The 16,663-nt window shown below is 66.3% G+C and carries 16 protein-coding genes; 12 read left to right on the top strand and 4 right to left on the bottom strand.

Annotated elements, in window-relative coordinates:
* Positions 1-52: 52 nt before the first annotated feature.
* Entirely contained in the window at positions 53-2,743 is a 2,691-nt protein-coding gene (locus P0Y52_05565) for a ribonuclease E/G (protein WEK59010.1), read from the bottom strand.
* A 455-nt stretch (positions 2,744-3,198) separates the two neighbouring features.
* On the opposite strand from P0Y52_05565, the gene P0Y52_05570 reads away from it, so the two are divergent.
* Positions 3,199-4,416 carry an N-acetylmuramoyl-L-alanine amidase gene (locus tag P0Y52_05570; protein WEK59011.1) on the top strand — a complete coding sequence of 406 codons (1,218 nt, stop codon included), beginning with the start codon at positions 3,199-3,201 and terminating at the stop codon, positions 4,414-4,416.
* A 1-nt stretch (position 4,417) separates the two neighbouring features.
* Here the strand turns inward: P0Y52_05570 and P0Y52_05575 are convergent, their stop codons facing one another.
* Together P0Y52_05575 and P0Y52_05580 are read right to left on the bottom strand one after the other, a co-directional pair.
* Positions 4,418-5,062 (bottom strand): uracil-DNA glycosylase, encoded by a 645-nt coding sequence (locus tag P0Y52_05575; GenBank protein ID WEK59012.1) that lies wholly within the window; start codon positions 5,060-5,062, stop codon positions 4,418-4,420.
* Positions 5,059-5,640 (bottom strand): NYN domain-containing protein, encoded by a 582-nt coding sequence (locus P0Y52_05580; protein ID WEK59013.1) that lies wholly within the window; start codon positions 5,638-5,640, stop codon positions 5,059-5,061. Before P0Y52_05580 ends, P0Y52_05575 begins: the two co-directional genes overlap by 4 nt.
* A 30-nt stretch (positions 5,641-5,670) precedes the next feature.
* On the opposite strand from P0Y52_05580, the gene folK reads away from it, so the two are divergent.
* The 11 genes from folK to P0Y52_05635 all read left to right on the top strand — a co-directional run bounded on the left by folK (position 5,671) and on the right by P0Y52_05635 (position 15,552).
* Complete coding sequence (gene folK, locus P0Y52_05585; protein ID WEK59014.1) at positions 5,671-6,213, top strand: 2-amino-4-hydroxy-6-hydroxymethyldihydropteridine diphosphokinase; 543 nt, start codon at positions 5,671-5,673, stop codon at positions 6,211-6,213.
* Between the two features lie 93 nt (positions 6,214-6,306).
* Positions 6,307-6,666 carry a DNA-directed RNA polymerase subunit omega gene (gene rpoZ, locus P0Y52_05590; protein WEK59015.1) on the top strand — a complete coding sequence of 120 codons (360 nt, stop codon included), beginning with the start codon at positions 6,307-6,309 and terminating at the stop codon, positions 6,664-6,666.
* 197 nt (positions 6,667-6,863) lie between these two features.
* Positions 6,864-9,017, top strand: coding sequence for a bifunctional (p)ppGpp synthetase/guanosine-3',5'-bis(diphosphate) 3'-pyrophosphohydrolase (locus P0Y52_05595; protein ID WEK59016.1), 2,154 nt, complete (start codon positions 6,864-6,866; stop codon positions 9,015-9,017).
* A 28-nt stretch (positions 9,018-9,045) separates the two neighbouring features.
* On the top strand, positions 9,046-9,825 hold the full coding sequence (locus tag P0Y52_05600; protein WEK59017.1) for a TIGR00730 family Rossman fold protein: 780 nt from the start codon (positions 9,046-9,048) through the stop codon (positions 9,823-9,825).
* 47 nt (positions 9,826-9,872) lie between these two features.
* The gene (gene pyrE, locus P0Y52_05605; GenBank protein ID WEK59018.1) at positions 9,873-10,457 is read left to right on the top strand and encodes an orotate phosphoribosyltransferase; all 585 of its coding nucleotides are present in this window, start codon (positions 9,873-9,875) and stop codon (positions 10,455-10,457) included.
* A gap of 32 nt (positions 10,458-10,489) precedes the next feature.
* Positions 10,490-11,248 (top strand): pyridoxine 5'-phosphate synthase, encoded by a 759-nt coding sequence (locus tag P0Y52_05610; GenBank protein ID WEK59019.1) that lies wholly within the window; start codon positions 10,490-10,492, stop codon positions 11,246-11,248.
* Positions 11,245-11,646 carry a holo-ACP synthase gene (acpS, locus tag P0Y52_05615; GenBank protein ID WEK59020.1) on the top strand — a complete coding sequence of 134 codons (402 nt, stop codon included), beginning with the start codon at positions 11,245-11,247 and terminating at the stop codon, positions 11,644-11,646. Before P0Y52_05610 ends, acpS begins: the two co-directional genes overlap by 4 nt.
* 57 nt (positions 11,647-11,703) lie before the next feature.
* Positions 11,704-12,630: a signal peptidase I gene (gene lepB / locus P0Y52_05620; protein WEK59021.1), complete on the top strand. Its 927-nt coding sequence runs from the start codon at positions 11,704-11,706 to the stop codon at positions 12,628-12,630.
* Positions 12,630-13,343, top strand: coding sequence for a ribonuclease III (gene rnc, locus P0Y52_05625; protein WEK59022.1), 714 nt, complete (start codon positions 12,630-12,632; stop codon positions 13,341-13,343). The genes lepB and rnc overlap by 1 nt, the downstream gene beginning before the upstream one ends.
* The gene (era, locus tag P0Y52_05630) at positions 13,340-14,293 is read left to right on the top strand and encodes a GTPase Era (protein WEK59023.1); all 954 of its coding nucleotides are present in this window, start codon (positions 13,340-13,342) and stop codon (positions 14,291-14,293) included. Before rnc ends, era begins: the two co-directional genes overlap by 4 nt.
* Before the next feature lie 17 nt (positions 14,294-14,310).
* Positions 14,311-15,552 carry a serine hydrolase gene (locus tag P0Y52_05635; protein ID WEK59024.1) on the top strand — a complete coding sequence of 414 codons (1,242 nt, stop codon included), beginning with the start codon at positions 14,311-14,313 and terminating at the stop codon, positions 15,550-15,552.
* Between the two features lie 57 nt (positions 15,553-15,609).
* Here P0Y52_05635 and P0Y52_05640 read toward each other — a convergent pair whose 3' ends face one another.
* Positions 15,610-16,650 carry an MBL fold metallo-hydrolase gene (locus P0Y52_05640; protein WEK59025.1) on the bottom strand — a complete coding sequence of 347 codons (1,041 nt, stop codon included), beginning with the start codon at positions 16,648-16,650 and terminating at the stop codon, positions 15,610-15,612.
* Positions 16,651-16,663: the final 13 nt, after the last annotated feature.

Raw genomic sequence — 16,663 nt, forward strand, 5'->3', positions numbered from 1 at the left:
CGTACTCCAGAGCGACAGTCTCCCCCGTGTCTTCAAGCCTAATCGTGTCCGATCAACGGCGCCACCAGCCGCGCTTCGGCTTCTCGGGCGGGGCGCCGATCTGGTTCGGGTCTTCGGCGATGATGGAGGCTACGTCGACCTCGGGGGCCGGCGCAGGCGTCGGCTCGACGAGGATGACCGGCTCAGGAGCAGGTGCTGGCGCCGTAGCCTGCTCAATGGCGGCCTCGACCTTGGCGGCGACCACCGGCTCCACGTCCAACTGGGCGGGGATGACGACGGGTTCAGCCTCGACAGCCGCTTCGACGTCCATTTCAACGGGGGCTTCGATCACGGCGACGCCGGCGATATCGGCGCTGACCTTGCGGCGCACGCGGCGACGCTTGGGCGCTTCAGCCGCTTCGACGACCGCTTCAGGAGCTTCCGCTGCGACGGCGTCATCCGTGGGGATGACCGTGGCGATGGGCGTGTCCGGCGAGCCGACGGGAGGCAAGCCCTCGTTGCCGGCGCGGTCTTCGACCTTGGCGTCATGCGGCAGGCCGCCACGGTCACGACCGCGACCACGACCGCGACGACGGCGCGAGCGGCCGCCTTCGCGTTCAGCGCGTTCGCCCTCGGGGCGTTCACCGACGACTTCCTCGACGTCGCGCGCTTCAGAGGAGGCTTCGACCGGCGCACGCTCGCTGCGGGGCGAGGGCGTGGGGTTGATCGGGTCGAACCAGACGTAAGGGTCGTCCAGCGACGGCGTGCGGCCGCGCACCCAGGTGAAGGCGTCGCGTTCGCCGTCTTCACGCATGCGGCGTCCGCCACGGCGACCGCGACGGCGGCGACGGCCGGCCTCGCTGTCGTCGTCTTCGTCGTCAGCCGAGACCACGTCCACGGCGGCGGCTTCATCCGAGCCCTCTTCCTGGCGACCGCCACGACGGCGACGACGACGGCCACGACCACGGCCTTCGCCGTCGTGCGATTCCGAGCGCTCGCGCGGCTCATCGTCGTCGTTGTCTTCGCGATCCAGGTCAGCGTCGTCCTCGTCGTCGCCGGCGATGATCTCATCGTCCTCGTCTTCGTCCTCATGGTCGAAGGCGCTGTCGTCGAAGCCGTCGTCCAGTTCGGCCGCCGAGATATGGGTGACGGACGGGATGAAGTCTTCGTTGGTGGCGGTGCGCTCGATGGCGTGCTCGCCCTGAGCCAGGGTGTCGTCGATCAGGATGACCACGTTCAGGCCGCGCTGTTCCAGCAGGCGCTGCAGATATTCGCGCTTGTGGTTCAGGATGTAGAGGGCGACGGCGGTCGAGACGCGCAGGTTGACCGAACCGGCGCCGTTGCGGCCCGCCTCGATGTCCACGGCGCGCAGCGTCACCAGGGCCGCCGATTCCGCCGAGCGGATACGGCCGGCGCCCTGGCAGTGCGGGCAGACCTCGGTAGCGCCTTCGATCACGCCCAGGCGGCGGCGCTGGCGGCTGATTTCCATCAGGCCGAAGCCCGAGATGCGGCCCATCTGGATGCGGGCGCGATCCTTGGCCAGCGCGTCCTTCAGCGCCTTCTCGACGGCGCGGTTATTCTTGCCTTCATCCATGTCGATGAAGTCGATGACGATCAGGCCGGCGAGGTCGCGCAGACGCAGTTGGCGAGCGGCCTCAACGGCGGCTTCCAGGTTGGTCTTGGTCGCGGTGGCCTCGACATTGCGCTCCTTGGTGGAGCGGCCCGAGTTCACGTCGATGGCGACCAGGGCTTCGGTCTGGTTGATCACCAGATAGCCGCCTGACTTCAGCGGCACGACCGGCTGGTGAATCTGGGTCAGGACCTCTTCGATGCCATTGGCGGCGAACAGGGGCTTTGAGCCTTGGTACAGGTGGATCTTCTTGGCCTGCGACGGCATCAGTACGCGCATGAAGTCGCGGGCTTCCTTGAAGCCTTCCAGACCTTCGACCTGAATGCCGTCGAAGTCCTTGTCGTACATGTCGCGCACGGCGCGGCGGACCAGGTTCTCTTCTTCGTAGATGACGGCCGGGGCGTTCGACTTCAGCGTGTTCTCGCGGATCGTCTCCCACAGGCGCAGCAGGTATTCATAGTCGCGCTTGATCTCGGCCTTGGTGCGCTTGGCGCCGGCCGTGCGGATGATCAGACCCATGCCCTTGGGCACCTTCAGCGCCGAGGCGGCGGCCTTCAGGCGGCGCCGGTCGGAGGTGTTGGTGATCTTGCGGCTGATGCCGCCGCCCTTGCCGGTGTTCGGCATCAGGACGCAGTAGCGGCCGGCCAGCGACAGCCAGGTGGTCAGGGCCGCGCCCTTGGCTCCGCGCTCGTCCTTGACGACCTGCACCAGCAGGATCTGACGGCGCTTGATGACGTCCTGGATCTTGTAGCGGCGCATCAGGCGGCGCTTCAGACGTTCCTCGTCGGCCAGACCGCCTTCGGACTCATCGTCGCCTTCACGGCCCAGATCATCGTGATCGTCGTCGTCCGAATGCGCTTCGGCCATGATGGCTTCGCGGTCGGCGACCGGGATCTGATAGTAGTCCGGGTGGATTTCGTTGAAGGCCAGGAAGCCGTGACGATTGCCGCCGTACTCGATGAAGGCCGCCTGGAGGCTGGGCTCTACGCGCGTGACCTTGGCGAGATAGATGTTGCCGCGAAGCTGGCGGCGGGCCGTGGATTCGAAATCGAATTCCTCAACCTGGCGTCCGTCCACGATGGCGACGCGGGTTTCTTCCGCGTGCGCCGCATCGATCAGCATTGTTTTTGACATGGATGGTCTCTCTCTGGCGCGCCAGGCCGGGCCCTGCGGATGCATCCGCGGACAAGGGGGCGGCTCGCCGAATGGAAATGGGGGCCAGGGCGCGCGTCATCCCCTCGCGAAGTGCGAGAGCGGCAATGGTCTGCCGGTCGGGAGCGCAGGCGGGTCGGCCCATGAGGTTCTGTCGGTCCTGGATCCGAACGCGCCGTTCAAGGCCGCGTCCCGGACCCGTATCTTCGGATCGTCGGCCAGGCCGGGCGATCCTCGGAATGAGGTGAAAGTCAGCGCCGCGAGGAGGGCGCGCCCGAACCCTGATGAAACCACAGGGGGCGCGATCATTCGCTTGCGGAACAGATCATAGGCATATGTAGCGGAAAATAAAAGAACCACGACCGTTACAGGTATTAACGAAATCCTTAGTGGCTTGGCCCATCCTGTCTTCTGAACCAGAAGGGTGAAGTCCGTCCATGTATGGCCGGTGGCGTAACAATCTGGCCCGTTGGGGCGTGCGCGAATGGGCGATGACGGCCTTGGCCTTCGTCGTGATTTGCGCCGTCGTGCTGACGGCTGGGCGCGGCTTGGCCTTTGGACCGGATGGTCAGATTTCGGGCATTCGTTTCGGCGGTGACGCCCAGCGCACGCGGGTCGTGCTGGACCTGGGAAAGACCACGCGCGGACAGGTGATCGAGGACGGCGCGACGGGGCGGGTGATCGTCGCCCTGTCGGATGTGGCGCCGGGCCGGGGGCTGGACGGCAACGGTTCGGGCTTGGTGCGCGGCTATGAAGTCAGTTCCGCTGGTACCTCTTCCCGCATCCGTCTGGACCTGGCGCGCGGCGCCGAGATCGAGCGCCGCTTCCTGCTGCCGCCCGGCGACGGGGTTCCGCACTATCGTTACGTCATCGACCTGAAGGCGACGGGCGCCGCCGCTGCGGTGGCCGCCAGCACGCCGCCGCGTCGCGAGCAGGCGCGCAAGGAAAAGCCGCTGATCGTCATCGACGCCGGTCATGGCGGCCGCGATCCGGGCGCGCAAGGCGTTCATGCCCAGGAAAAGGCCGTCACCCTGGCCGCCGCGCGCGAATTGAAGGCTGCAATCGAGCGCACAGGCCGCTATCGCGTGCGCCTGACGCGCGACAGCGACGTCTATGTCATTCATGGCCGCCGGGTGCAGATCGCGCGCGATGCGGGGGCTGATCTCTTTATCTCTCTGCACGCGGACGCCGGGACCGATCCCGCCCTGCGCGGAGCCAGCGTCTATACCCTGTCGGAACAGGGGGCGGGCCGCGCGGTGCGCGAGTTCACGCGCGGTGAGGACTGGCAGCGCGATCTGCGCCTGCCGGGACGTGATCCTTCGGTCGATCGTATCCTGCTGGACATGACCCAGCGCGCCACTCAGAACCGCTCGGCCCAGTTCGCGCGCGTCCTGCTGACCCATCTGGAAGGCGACAGCCATCCGCTGCTGCGGCGCAGTCATCGCGACGCCGGTCTGGCCGTCCTGCTGGCGCCCGACGTTCCGGCTATCCTGCTGGAGATGGGCTTCATCACCAATCCTCAGGATGAGCAGGTGCTGACGGATGAGCGCGCCCGTCGCCGCCTGATGCGCTCGGTCGCTGAAGGCATCGACCGCTACTTCCGCGAGCCCTCGGCGCCGGTCATGGTGGCCGGCGAGGTCGCCGGCGGCGGCTGACCTATTCCTCCAGCGCCTGCTTGGCGCGGTGGAAGATTTCCTCGAACATTTCCGGCGTCAGGCGGCCCGTGTTCGTGTTCAGCCGCGAGCAGTGATAGCTGTTGATGATGGTGTAGCCGCCGACCTTGCCCTCGACACCATGCCCGGCGGGAATGGCCGTGCCGGGATAGCCGAGCGTCCGCAGGATGCTGCGTCGCGACACGTCGCCCAGGGTCACGATGACCTTCAGGCGGGGCAGGGCGGCCAGGCGGTCGATCAGGAAAGGGCGGCAGGTGTTTTCCTCGTCCCCTGTCGGCTTGTTCAGCGGCGGGGCGCAGCGCACCGCATTGGTGATCATGGCGTCGGTCAGCGTCAGGTCGTCCTTGCCGTCAGGATCGTAGGTCCCGTGGGCGAAACCGGTCTTCCTCAGGGTGTCGAACAGCAGCCAGCCGGCGTGGTCGCCGGTGAAGGGGCGACCTGTGCGGTTGGCGCCCATACGACCGGGCGCCAGGCCCGCGATCAGCAGGCGGGCGTTGGGATCGCCGAAGGAGGGGGCAGGGCCGTTCCACCAGTCGGGGTTCTGGCGGATGTTCTCCTGCCGATAGGCGACCAGGCGCGGGCACAGGGGGCAGTCGCGCGCCGGTTCAGGGTTCAAGGGGCGGTTCATGCCCGATCGCTCCGGTCCAGGGTGCGAGCGACGCCCTGGTTCATCGCGGTCTTGGGCTTGCTGAAATGGGTCATGACGTCGGACAGGTCGATGAAGGCGTCGGCCTGACGGCGCAGTTCGTCGGCGATCTGGGGCGGCTGGCAACGTGTCGTCGAAACCGCGGTGACGCGCACGCCCTTGGCCTGGATGGCCTCGACCAGTCGGCGGGAGTCGCCGTCGCCCGAGAACAGGAAGATGTGATCCAGCCGCGGGGCCAGCTCCAGCATGTCGACGGCGATCTCGATGTCCATATTGCCCTTGATGCGGCTGTGGCCCTGGGCGTCGGTGAATCGTTTCACCGGCTTGGTCACGACCGTGAAGCCGTTGTAGTCGAGCCAGTCGACCAGGGGGCGGACCGGCGAGAACTCTTCGCCCTCGACCACCGCCGTGTAATAATAGGCGCGCACCAGCTGGCCCTTCTGGCCGAACCAGTCGGACAGCTTTCTGAAGTCGAGATCGACGTTGAGCGCGCGAGCCGCCGAGTAGAGGTTGGCGCCGTCGATGAACAGGGCGATGCGGTCGCTCGTGTGGCCGGTCATGAATATGAGTCCGTGGAAATGGTCGAGAATATGAGCGTCCCGACCGAAATCCCCGATGGCGACCTCGATCTGGATGAAGCAGTCATCGTCGCCCTGGGGTGCAATGACAAGGGCGTCTGGGTCTCTTGTGAAGAAGCGCTTGAGGCGGCGCTGGCTCGGTTCCGGGCCGAAGGCATTGATGTTCTGGCGCGGTCGTCATGGTGGTCGTCGCAGGCCTGGCCCGACCCGTCCGATCCGCCCTTCCTGAACGGGGTGGTGGTCGTGCGGACGGCGCATGACCCTGGAGCCTTGATGAGCAAGCTGTCGCGGATGGAGGATGTGTTTGATCGGCGTCGTAGCGTGCGCAACGCGCCACGTACCCTGGACCTGGACCTGATCGCCTATGGGCGGCTCAGCGGCGATCTGGAGGGGCTGATCCTGCCGCATCCACGCGCGGCCGATCGGCTGTTCGTCATGGGTCCCCTGGCCGAGATCGCGCCGGAGTGGCGGCACCCGACGGCCGAGGCTGCAGCGAAAGACCTGGCTGCGACCTGCACGGTCGGGGTCGACGCCCGACCGTTGCGGCGTCTATAGGGAGGTTTGCGCCGTATTCCGGCCTTCGCGGCGTTGCACAATCACGCCTAACCCTATATTTTGTGCGGTTCTCCCTGCCGCCTGAGGAATTTCATGGCCCGCGTCACTGTCGAAGATTGCATCGAGAAGGTGCCGAACCGCTTTGGTCTGGTTCTGCTGGCCGGCCACCGCGCCCGCAACATCGCCAATGGCGCCGCCCTGACCATCGATCGCGACAACGACAAGAACCCTGTCGTGGCGCTGCGCGAAATCGCCGACGACACCGTCGTGCCGACCGAGCTGCGCGAGAATATCATCACCACGCTGCAACGCGTCGATGAGCGGACGGAAGCCGAGGATGAAGCCGAAGTCGTGGCGCTGCTGGCCGAGCCGCAGCACATGAACATGGCCGAAGCCGAACTGATCCGCGCGCTGCAAAGCGACCGGGACGGCGGCCAGGAGGAACGCTACTGACGGCTGAGCCAGTCAACGGCGTAACCATCCTTCCGGCGCGGTCCTCCGCGGGCTCGTCGCCGGACAAGGTCGCGAATCAGATAGACCAGACGGCGTCGCTCCTTTCCGGGGCGGCGCCGTTGTCGTCTGAAGCCCCCCTCGAGTCCGAGTCTCCCCAGTCCGTGTCCCAAGCGTCCGAAGCCAAACGCGCCCCGATCATGCGCCAGTTCGAACTGATCGAGGCGGTCAAGGCCTACGACCCAACCGCGGACGAGGCTTTGCTGAACAAGGCCTATGTCTATGCGATGAAGATGCACGGCTCGCAGTTGCGGGCCTCTGGCGATCCCTATTTCGCGCACCCGATCCAGGTCGCGGGCATCCTGACAGACTATCGGCTGGATACGGCCACCATCGTCACGGCCTTGCTGCATGACGTGGTGGAGGACACCTCGGCCACGCGCGACGACATCGCGGCCATGTTCGGCGAGGAGGTCGCTGTCCTGGTCGAGGGCGTGACCAAGCTGTCGCGGCTGGAGCTTCAGGCTGAGCACACGCGTCAGGCTGAAAACCTGCGCAAGTTCATCCTGGCCATTTCCAAGGACGTGCGCGTTCTACTGGTCAAGCTGGCCGACCGCCTGCACAACATGCGCACCCTCCAGTACGTCAAGCCGGAGAAGCGCGAGCGCATCAGCCGCGAGACCCTGGAAGTCTATGCGCCGCTGGGCCGCTCCATCGGCATCCACTCCATCGCCTCCGAGCTGGAGGAACTGGCGTTCGAGCACCTGAACGCCACCGCGCGCGTCGCCATTCAGCGCCGTCTGGAGGCGCTGAAGCTGGAACACGGCCGCGCCATCGAGGGCGTGTCGCGCGAGATCGAGACCGTGCTGAACGAGGCCGGCATCGCGGCGCAGGTCAAGGGGCGTGAAAAGACTCCCTATTCGATCTGGCGCAAGCTGCAGCGGAAGTCGGTCGGCTTCTCGTCCTTGTCGGACATCTACGGCTTCCGGGTCATAGTGGAGGCCGAAGACGACTGTTACCGCGCCCTGGGCGTGATCCACCGGGCCTGGCCCATGGTGCCCGAGCGGTTCAAGGACTTCATCTCGACGCCCAAGTCGAACAACTATCGTTCGCTGCACACCACGGTCGTCGGACCGGGCGGTCTGCGCATCGAGATGCAGATCCGCACGGAGATCATGGACCGGGTCGCCGAGGACGGCGTGGCGGCGCACTGGGCCTACAAGAACCACTCCTACGGCTTTGACCGCGAGGCGATGGAGGCGGACGGCGGGCGCGACCCGCTGCTGAACCTGCGCCACCTGGTTCAGGTCATCGAGCACGGCGAGGGCGGCGAGGACTGGGTCGAGCACGCCAAGCTCGAAATGTACCTGGATCAGGTCTTCGTCTTCACGCCCAAGGGCGCGCTGATCACCTTGCCGCGCGGGGGCATGGCGTTGGACTTCGCCTATGCGGTCCACACCGAGGTCGGCGACACAGCGGTAGGCGTCAAGATCAACGGCGAACTGAAGCCTATGCGCACGGCGCTGCAAAACGGCGACGTGGTCGAGATCATTCGCGGCGCCAAGCGCGAGGTGCCGACCGACTGGCGCAGCCTGACCGTCACGGGGCGCGCCCGCTCGGCCATTCGCCGCCACATCCGAACGTCAGAGCGCGACGAGTTCGTGCGTCTGGGGCGGGCGACGCTGGAGCAGACGCTGGAGCGCGCCGGCAAGTCCCTGGCCGAGGTTTCACTGAAGCCGGTGCTGGAAACCCACGCCATCGCCACCGAAGACGATATGTTCGACGCCATTGGCCGGGGCCGTCTGGCGGCGACCAAGATCGCCGAAACCATGTTCCCCGCACTGAAGGGCCAGCTGAAAGCGGGGCCGGAGCGCAAACGGATCGGCAATGAACATGCCCGCCTGTTCGTGCGCGGCAGCGGCCTGACGCCTGGAGTCAGCATCCATTTCGGCGCCTGTTGCAGCCCTGTGCCGGGCGACCGCATCGTCGGCATCCTGGAACCCGACAAGGGGCTGACGGTCCATACGATCGACTGTCAGAGCCTGGCCGATTTCGCCGACGACGACAGCGTCTGGCAAGACCTGCAATGGACGCCTCAAGCTGAGCAGGATGCGGTGGCGGCGGCTCGTCTGCGCGCCACCATCCGCAACGCGCCCGGCGTTCTGGGGCAGGTGGCGACCATCATCGGCGAGGCCGGCGGCAATATCCTGAACCTGTCGATGGCGCATCGTCAGCAGGACTTCTTCGACGTGGATATTGATGTCGAGGTCGAGGACGCCCGCCACGCCACCATGATCATCGCCGCGCTGCGCGCCAACCCGTCCGTCGATACCGTGGACCGCGCGCGCGGTTGATCGCCCGCGCGTCTGACTGAAGGCCGAAATGTCTCCTGAACAGCAAGAACTCGCCAACGCCGCTCAACTGGCGTCGCCCTCCTATCGTCTGGCCGCCCTCGATCGAGACTTCCTGCTGGGGGAATCGATGCGCGGCGTGCGCTTCCTGATGGAGTACGAAAAGGCCGAGGAGGCGCTGAAGGCCTGGGGCGTGCGCTCGACCATCGTGGTGTTCGGCAGCGCTCGCGTCGGCGCCAACGGCGGCGGTCGTCACGCCTATTGGTATGAACAGGCGCGCCAGTTCGGCCGCATCGCCTCGGAGCGGGGCGGGGCCTTCCGCGGGGCGCCGGGCGAGGTGCGCGACAACGTCATCGCCACTGGCGGCGGTCCTGGCATCATGCAGGCCGCCAACCAGGGCGCGCACGAAGCGGGCGCGCCGTCGATCGGCTTCAACGTCACCCTGCCGCACGAACAGGTTCCGAACCCCTGGTCGACGCCGGAGCTGACGTTCCAGTTCCACTATTTCGCCATGCGCAAGATGCATCTGGCCATGCGGGCCAATGGTCTGGTGGTCTTCCCCGGCGGGTTCGGCACGCTGGACGAGTTGTTTGAGATCCTGACCCTGCGTCAGACCGACAAGGCGCCGCCGATCCCCATCGTTCTGTTCGACGAGGCCTATTGGCGCTCGGTCATCAACTTCGACACCCTGATTGAGCACGGCATGGTCAAGGCCTCGGACATGGCGCTGTTCGCCTTTGCCGACGACGCCGAGACCGTCTGGACGAAGCTGCTGGAAGGCGGACTGAAGCCGAACTGCGACATCAAGTAGGTCGCTCGGCTTGAGGGGCGGGGATGCAGGGTCTAAGGGACGCTCTCATGAACACTGAAGACGTCCTCAACGAATTCCGCGACGCCGGCGCCCTGCGCGAAGGCCATTTTGTCCTGTCGTCGGGCCTGCACAGCCCGGTCTTCCTGCAGAAGAACCTGGTCTTCATGGACACGCGCCGCTGCGAGCGCCTGTGCAAGGCTCTGGCCGAGAAAATCGTGGCTACGGTCGGTCCGGTGGATGTGGCGATCTCGCCCGCCGTCGGCGGCATCATCCCTGGCTATGAGACGGCGCGGCACCTCAACGTGCGCTCGCTCTACGTCGAGCGCGAAGGCGGCGAGTTCAAGCTGCGCCGTGGCTTCACCGTCGAACCGGGCGAGAAGGTCGTCATGGTCGAGGACATCGTCACCACCGGCCTGTCGTCGCGCGAATGCATCGCCGCCATCCAGAAGGCCGGGGGCGAAGTCGTCGCCGCCGCCTGCATCGTCGACCGCTCGGGCGGACGCGCCGACGTGGGCGTGCCGCTGATCGCCCTGGCGACGCTGGATGTCCCTGCCTATCCGGCCGACGCCCTGCCGCCCGAACTGGCCGCTCTGCCGGTCGAGGATCCGGGCAGCCGCCGGTTGTCCAAGTAAGACGTTGGCCAAGTAAGAAGAAAGAGCACGGGATGAAGCGCGAGCGGGTTCGTCTGGGCGTCAACATCGACCACGTCGCCACGGTTCGTAACGCGCGCGGCGGCGCCCATCCCGATCCTGCCCGCGCGGCCGAGGCGGCGCTGGCGGCGGGGGCGGACGGTATCACCGCCCACCTGCGCGAGGATCGTCGTCACATCACCGACGCCGACATCGACGTGCTGACGGCCCTGTGCCGTCGCGCGAACAAGCCGCTGAACTTCGAGATGGCGGTGACGGAAGAGATGCTGGCCATCGCCCTGCGTCACCGTCCGCACGCCGCCTGTCTGGTGCCGGAGCGGCGTGAGGAGGTCACGACCGAGGGCGGTCTGGCCGTCGCGGGCCACGAGGCGCGCATTGCCCCCGTGGTGAAGGCGCTGTCTGAAGCAGGCATCCGCGTCAGCCTGTTCATCGAACCGTCTGAAGCCCAGGTCGAGGCCGCCGCCGCCGTGGGCGCCCAGGTGGTCGAGTTTCACACCGGCCGCTATTGCCACCTGACGGATCCGGCCGAGCGCGCCTTCGAGCTGGACCGTCTGGGCGCCGCCGCCGCCCAGGCCGACATCCTGGGGCTGGAGGTCCACGCCGGTCACGGCCTCGACTACGCCACCGCCAGCGTGGTCCTGGCCATCCCCGAGATCAAGGAGCTGAATATCGGCCACTTCCTGATCGGGGAGGCGGTTTTTGTCGGACTGGACGCCGCCATTCGCCGGATGCGCACGGCGATGGATGAAGCGATCGGGGGAGCAGGCCGGTGATCATCGGCATTGGCGCCGATATGTCGGACATCCGGCGGATCGAGGCGTCGCTGACCCGATTTGGCGACCGCTTCAAGAACCGCGTCTTTACCGAGATCGAGCGCACCCGTTCGGACCGCAAGCCGGACCCGGCCTGGAGCTACGCCAAGCGGTTCGCGGCCAAGGAGGCCTGCGCCAAGGCGCTGGGCACCGGGATGCGATCCGACGTCTATTGGCGCGACATGGGGGTGGTGAACCTGAAGTCGGGTCAGCCGACCCTGGCCCTGACCGGCCACGCCGCCGAACACCTGGCGCGTCTAACCCCGCCGGGGCATGAACCGCGCATCCATCTGACCCTCAGCGACGAACACCCTTATGCTCTCGCTTTCGTGGTCATCGAAGCCTTGCCCGTGGCGTAATCAGCCTTTACGCCTCAGGCTTTCTACCCCGCGTTCTGCGGGGGATTCGAGCAGACCATGAGCGACGACCCCAAGGCGAACGGCGGCGCCGGCAATCCTGCCATCGACCCGACCGAGCAGCGACCGATCTGGAGCGACGACGGCGACGCCCCCTTCGATATGGGCGACGATCCCGAAGCCCTCGACAGCGACAAGCCGATCTACGCCACGCCGCGTCCCAAGAAAGCCAAACGTGTGAAAAAAGAGAAGTCCGCGAGCAACGAGACGGTCGAGATCATCAAGACCGTCGTCTTCGCCCTGCTGATCGCCTTCGTGCTGCGGGTGCTGCTGTTCCAGCCCTTCACTATCCCGTCGGCCTCGATGGAGCCCAACCTCTATGAGGGCGACTACATCGTCGTGTCGAAGTGGTCCTATGGCTACTCGAAGCACTCGATCCCGTGGAGTCCGCCGCTGTTCGACGGCCGCATTCTGGGCAAGGACCCGGCGCGCGGCGACATCGTCGTGTTCAAGCTGCCGCGCGACAACAAGACCGACTACATCAAGCGCGTGATCGGCCTGCCGGGCGACAAGGTGCAGATGATCGCCAACAAGCTCTACATCAACGGCGCTCCGGTGAAGGACGTCGTCGTCAGCCGGGCTGAGATGGCCGACATGTTCGGCCCGCGCCCGATCGCCAAGGTCCGCGAAACCCTGCCCAACGGCAAGAGCTTCATGACCCAGGACTTCGGACCCGGCGGCGATCTGGATGACACCCCGGTCTATGAGGTGCCCGACGGTCACTTCTTCATGATGGGCGACAACCGCGACAACTCGATCGACAGCCGTGTCGAAATGTCCTCGGGCGTAGGCATGGTCCCAGCCGAGAACCTGGTCGGCAAGGCCGAGATCATCATGTTCTCATGGTCGCCGGGCGCGTCGCTGTTCAATCCGGTCAGTTGGTTCGCCAATCTGCGTCCCAGCCGGTTCTTCAAGATTCTGGACTGATGGCGAACGCAAGGGCCGAGGCCGTCGCCGCGCTCCGGCGTCGGCTGGGCCATGATTTCGCCGATCCAGGCTTGCTGGAACGCGCCCTGACCCACGCCAGCGTGGGCGAGGGCGGCGGACAGGTCGACGGCCGCACCATCCCTGACAACGAACGTCTGGAGTTCCTGGGCGACCGGGTGCTGGGCCTGCTGGTCGCTGACCGTTTGACGCGGGACTTTCCGTCGGCGGACGAGGGCCAGCTTTCGGCGCGTCTGCACGCCCTGGTGGACAAGAGCGCCTGCGCCCGCGTCGGCGAACGCTTGGGCGTCGGCGCGGCTTTGCGCCTGTCTGCGGGCGAGACGAAGACGGGCGGCCGCAGAAAGGCCGGAGTCATCGCCGATGCTGTCGAGGCTATCCTGGCGGCCGTTTATCGCGACGGCGGCCTGACGGCGGCCAAGTCCATGTTCGACATCGCATGGGCCGAGGAGTTCGCGTCTCCGCCGGCGCCGGCCGTAACCAATCCCAAGTCCGCTCTGCAGGAGTGGGCGCAAGGCCAGGGGCGTCCGCTGCCGACCTATCGGGTGGTGGAACGCACCGGATCAGATCATGCTCCGACCTTTGTGGTCGAGGCGACGGTGGTCGGTTTCGACCCCGTTAAACAAACAGGACGTTCGCGTCAGGAGGCGGAAAAAGCCGCCGCCACGGCGCTGTTGAAACGAGAAGGCGTAATTTGACCGAGACCCTCAACCCGAACCAGCGCGCGGGCTTCGCCGCCATCATTGGCGCGCCCAACGCCGGCAAGTCGACGCTGGTGAACCGCCTGACGGGCTCCAAGGTCTCGATCGTGACCCAGAAGGTCCAGACCACGCGCTTTCCCGTGCGCGGCATCGCCATCGAGGGCGACGCCCAGATCGTTCTGGTGGACACGCCTGGCATCTTCACCCCGCGCCGTCGTCTGGACCGCGCCATGGTCGCCTCTGCCTGGGGCGGGGCTCAGGACGCCGACGTGGTGCTGCACCTGATCGACGCCCAGTCGCACATTGACGCCGAAGGTCGTGAAGGCACCGCCGCCGACCGTCGCTCGGCCGAAGACACCGAGACCATCATCGCCAACCTGAAGGCGACGGGCACCAAGGTCATCCTGGGCTTGAACAAGATCGACGGGATGCGCCGCGATACCCTTCTGGCCCTGTCGCAGCGGCTGTTCGAAACCGGCGTCTATGAAGAGGTCTATATGATCTCGGCCCTGAGCGGCGACGGCGTGGACGACCTGAAGAAGCGCCTGGCGCGTTCCATGCCCGTCGGGCCTTGGCTCTACCCGGAAGATCAGTCGGCCGACGTGCCGGTGCGCGTGCTGGCCGCCGAGATCACCCGTGAGAAGGTCTATCTGCGTGTCCACGAAGAACTGCCTTATTCGGCGGCGGTCGAGACGACCGCGTTCGAGGAAAAGGCCGATGGTTCGGCGCGCATCGAGCAGACCATCTATGTCGAGCGCGAAAGCCAGCGCCCCATCGTTCTGGGCAAGGGCGGTCAGACCCTGAAGTGGATCGGCCAGAAATCGCGCGAGGAGCTGATCGAGCTGCTGGACCGCCCCGTTCACCTGTTCCTGACCGTCAAGGTCGACCCGAAATGGCAGGACAGCCGCGCCCTTTACGCCCAGTTCGGCTTGGAGTTCGACGTCTAGGATCGTAGTTTAGTATCGTGTTTGTAGTTCCCAAAACGGCAGGCGGGCGGCCCTGGTTCCTCGGATCCCTGGCTGCGGTCGCCCTGGTTTGCGCCGGCGCCGGCGCCTGGATCGTCCACGCCGTCGCACCGGAGACCCAGGCCGCGACAGCGACCAAGATCCGCCTGCCCGAGCGACCCCCGGTCGAGGTCGTCGAGGCCCTGCCGCAGTTGAAGGCGCGCCTGGACTATCTCGGCGAGCGCAAACAATTCATGGGGGCCATCCTGGTGGCCAAGGGCGATCAGGTCCTGTTCCGGCAGGTCTATGGCAAGGCCAACTACGAAAACGATCAACCGCTGAAGCTGGACACCCGCTTCCGGCTGGCCTCGGTGTCCAAGCAGTTCACCGCCGCGGCCATCCTGAAGCTGCAGGACGAGGGCAGGCTGTCGGTCGACGATCCAGTCTGTAGATGGATCGAGCCCTGCCCGGACGCGTGGAAGCCGTTACGCATTCATCACCTGCTGTCGCACACCTCGGGCATTCCCGACCTGATGGCCCAGTCGGAGTGGGGGCGCATCCGCGTTACCCCGCGCACGCCGCAGGAACTGACCGAGACGTCGGCCAGATACGGCCTGCAGTTCGAGCCGGGCACCAAGATTCGCTACGATAACGCCGCCTATAACCTGGCTGCCGAGATCGTCGCCAAGGCCAGCGGCAAGCCCTTTGAGACCTATCTGAACGACGCCATCCTCAAGCCTCTGGGCCTGAAGGATACGGGATCGGACGCCCACGCCGACGCGCAGGGCCTAGCCATGGGATACGCCAACTTCCCCGGCGGTCTGGCGGCCCAGCCGATCGCCAACGTCAGCGTCGTCTTCGGCGCCGGCGCCCTCTATTCGACCCTGGACGATATGCTGGTGTGGAACCGGGCCCTGCACAACGGCCACGTCCTGAGTGAGAACTCCTACGCCCAGATGATCGCTGACCATGCGCCTGAGGGGACCCCCAAGGAGCGGGGCCGCGCGCACCGGGCCTATGGCTACGGCATCTACGTCAACAGCCTGGGCGAGCAGGTTTCACCCGCCTTCGACGACAAGCAGATCTATCACACGGGAAGTTGGGCTGGGTTCCGCAACCTGGTCCTCTATCAGCCCGAAGCGGATGTGACGGTGGTTGTCCTGTCCAACAACTACCACCAGCGGGACCTGGTCTTCATGCTGAGCCAGCAGGCCATGGCCGAGGCCCTGGGACGACCCTTCCCGACCAGTCTGCACCGCTAGAACGAAATCGATCGAGAGTGATGCGATCCAACGGCGGATCGGAGACTTCAAAAGGAACTAGGCGCAGCCCCCGGCAGGCAAACCCGACCAGTCGATAGCGGTGAAGGCGGTCGGCAGGCGTACCTGAATGTCGTCGCCAGCCAGCTCGGTAAGGCGATCCAGGGTCTGGTCGAGGCGGTCGAGGGCATAGGGCAGGGGCGCCAGCGGCTGATCCAGAGACCGGGTGAAATCGTCCCAGTGGATGGGGACCACCACCCGCGCCCCGCTGGCGAGGACGGTGTCGCGCCAATAGGCGTCGACCGCCTCTGGGCCTTGTCGCGACAACTGCCCGACGCCCAGCAGAAGGACATCCGCCCGGACATTCCTGAAGGTTTGGCCCGGCAGGCCCGCGCTGGGTACGATCAGGATACGGCAGCTTCCGTTCTGGACCAGAAATGAATGGTTGCCGCCCTCGGGATAGGCGCGCGCGCGGGCGGGGGGCTTGAAGGCGGCGGCGTCTGCACCCGCCGCGACATCGCCGGGAGAGTGAGGGGTAGGAAAGGGCGTGACCTGAAAACGTCCAATGGTGATCGGCTGGCCCGCCTGCAGAAGATGAACCGGCGAGGGGGCTCCCTCGGCTGCCGCGATGGCCGCCAGGGTCTTGGTCCCATAGAGGGCGGCGCCGCGCGATTTCGCCAGGGTGGCTGAGTCCAGAGCGTGATCGAAATGGGTGTGGGCGACGAAGATGGCCGAGATTCGGTTCAGTCCGGCGTGCTTCATGTGGCGGGCGATCGCCGCTTGATCTGGTTTCAAGGGGCGGGTCAGCAACGTCACCAACCCCGGACGGCTGAGATAGCCGTCGATCAGGACCACGTCCTGACCGTCGTCCAGCGCCACGGTGGAGGCGCCGAGGAAGCGCACCGTCAGCCGGGCGGGCGCGGCGGCGTCAGGTCGTATGGGCAGGGTCGGATAGCCGTCGATCGAAGGCCGCAGCACAAGGGCCCCGACCAGGGCCGCGACGGCCAGCCCTCCCGCACCCAGGACCAGACCCCAGACCAGGCGGCGTGACGACCTCGCCTTCGGCTTCGGGCCGGCGCCCTTCAATCTGTCGTGTGGCATCCGTCGCTCCCCC

Origin of the sequence: Candidatus Brevundimonas phytovorans, from assembly GCA_029203145.1 — a bacterium.
In the GTDB taxonomy this organism is placed as follows: Bacteria; Pseudomonadota; Alphaproteobacteria; order Caulobacterales; family Caulobacteraceae; genus Brevundimonas; species Brevundimonas phytovorans.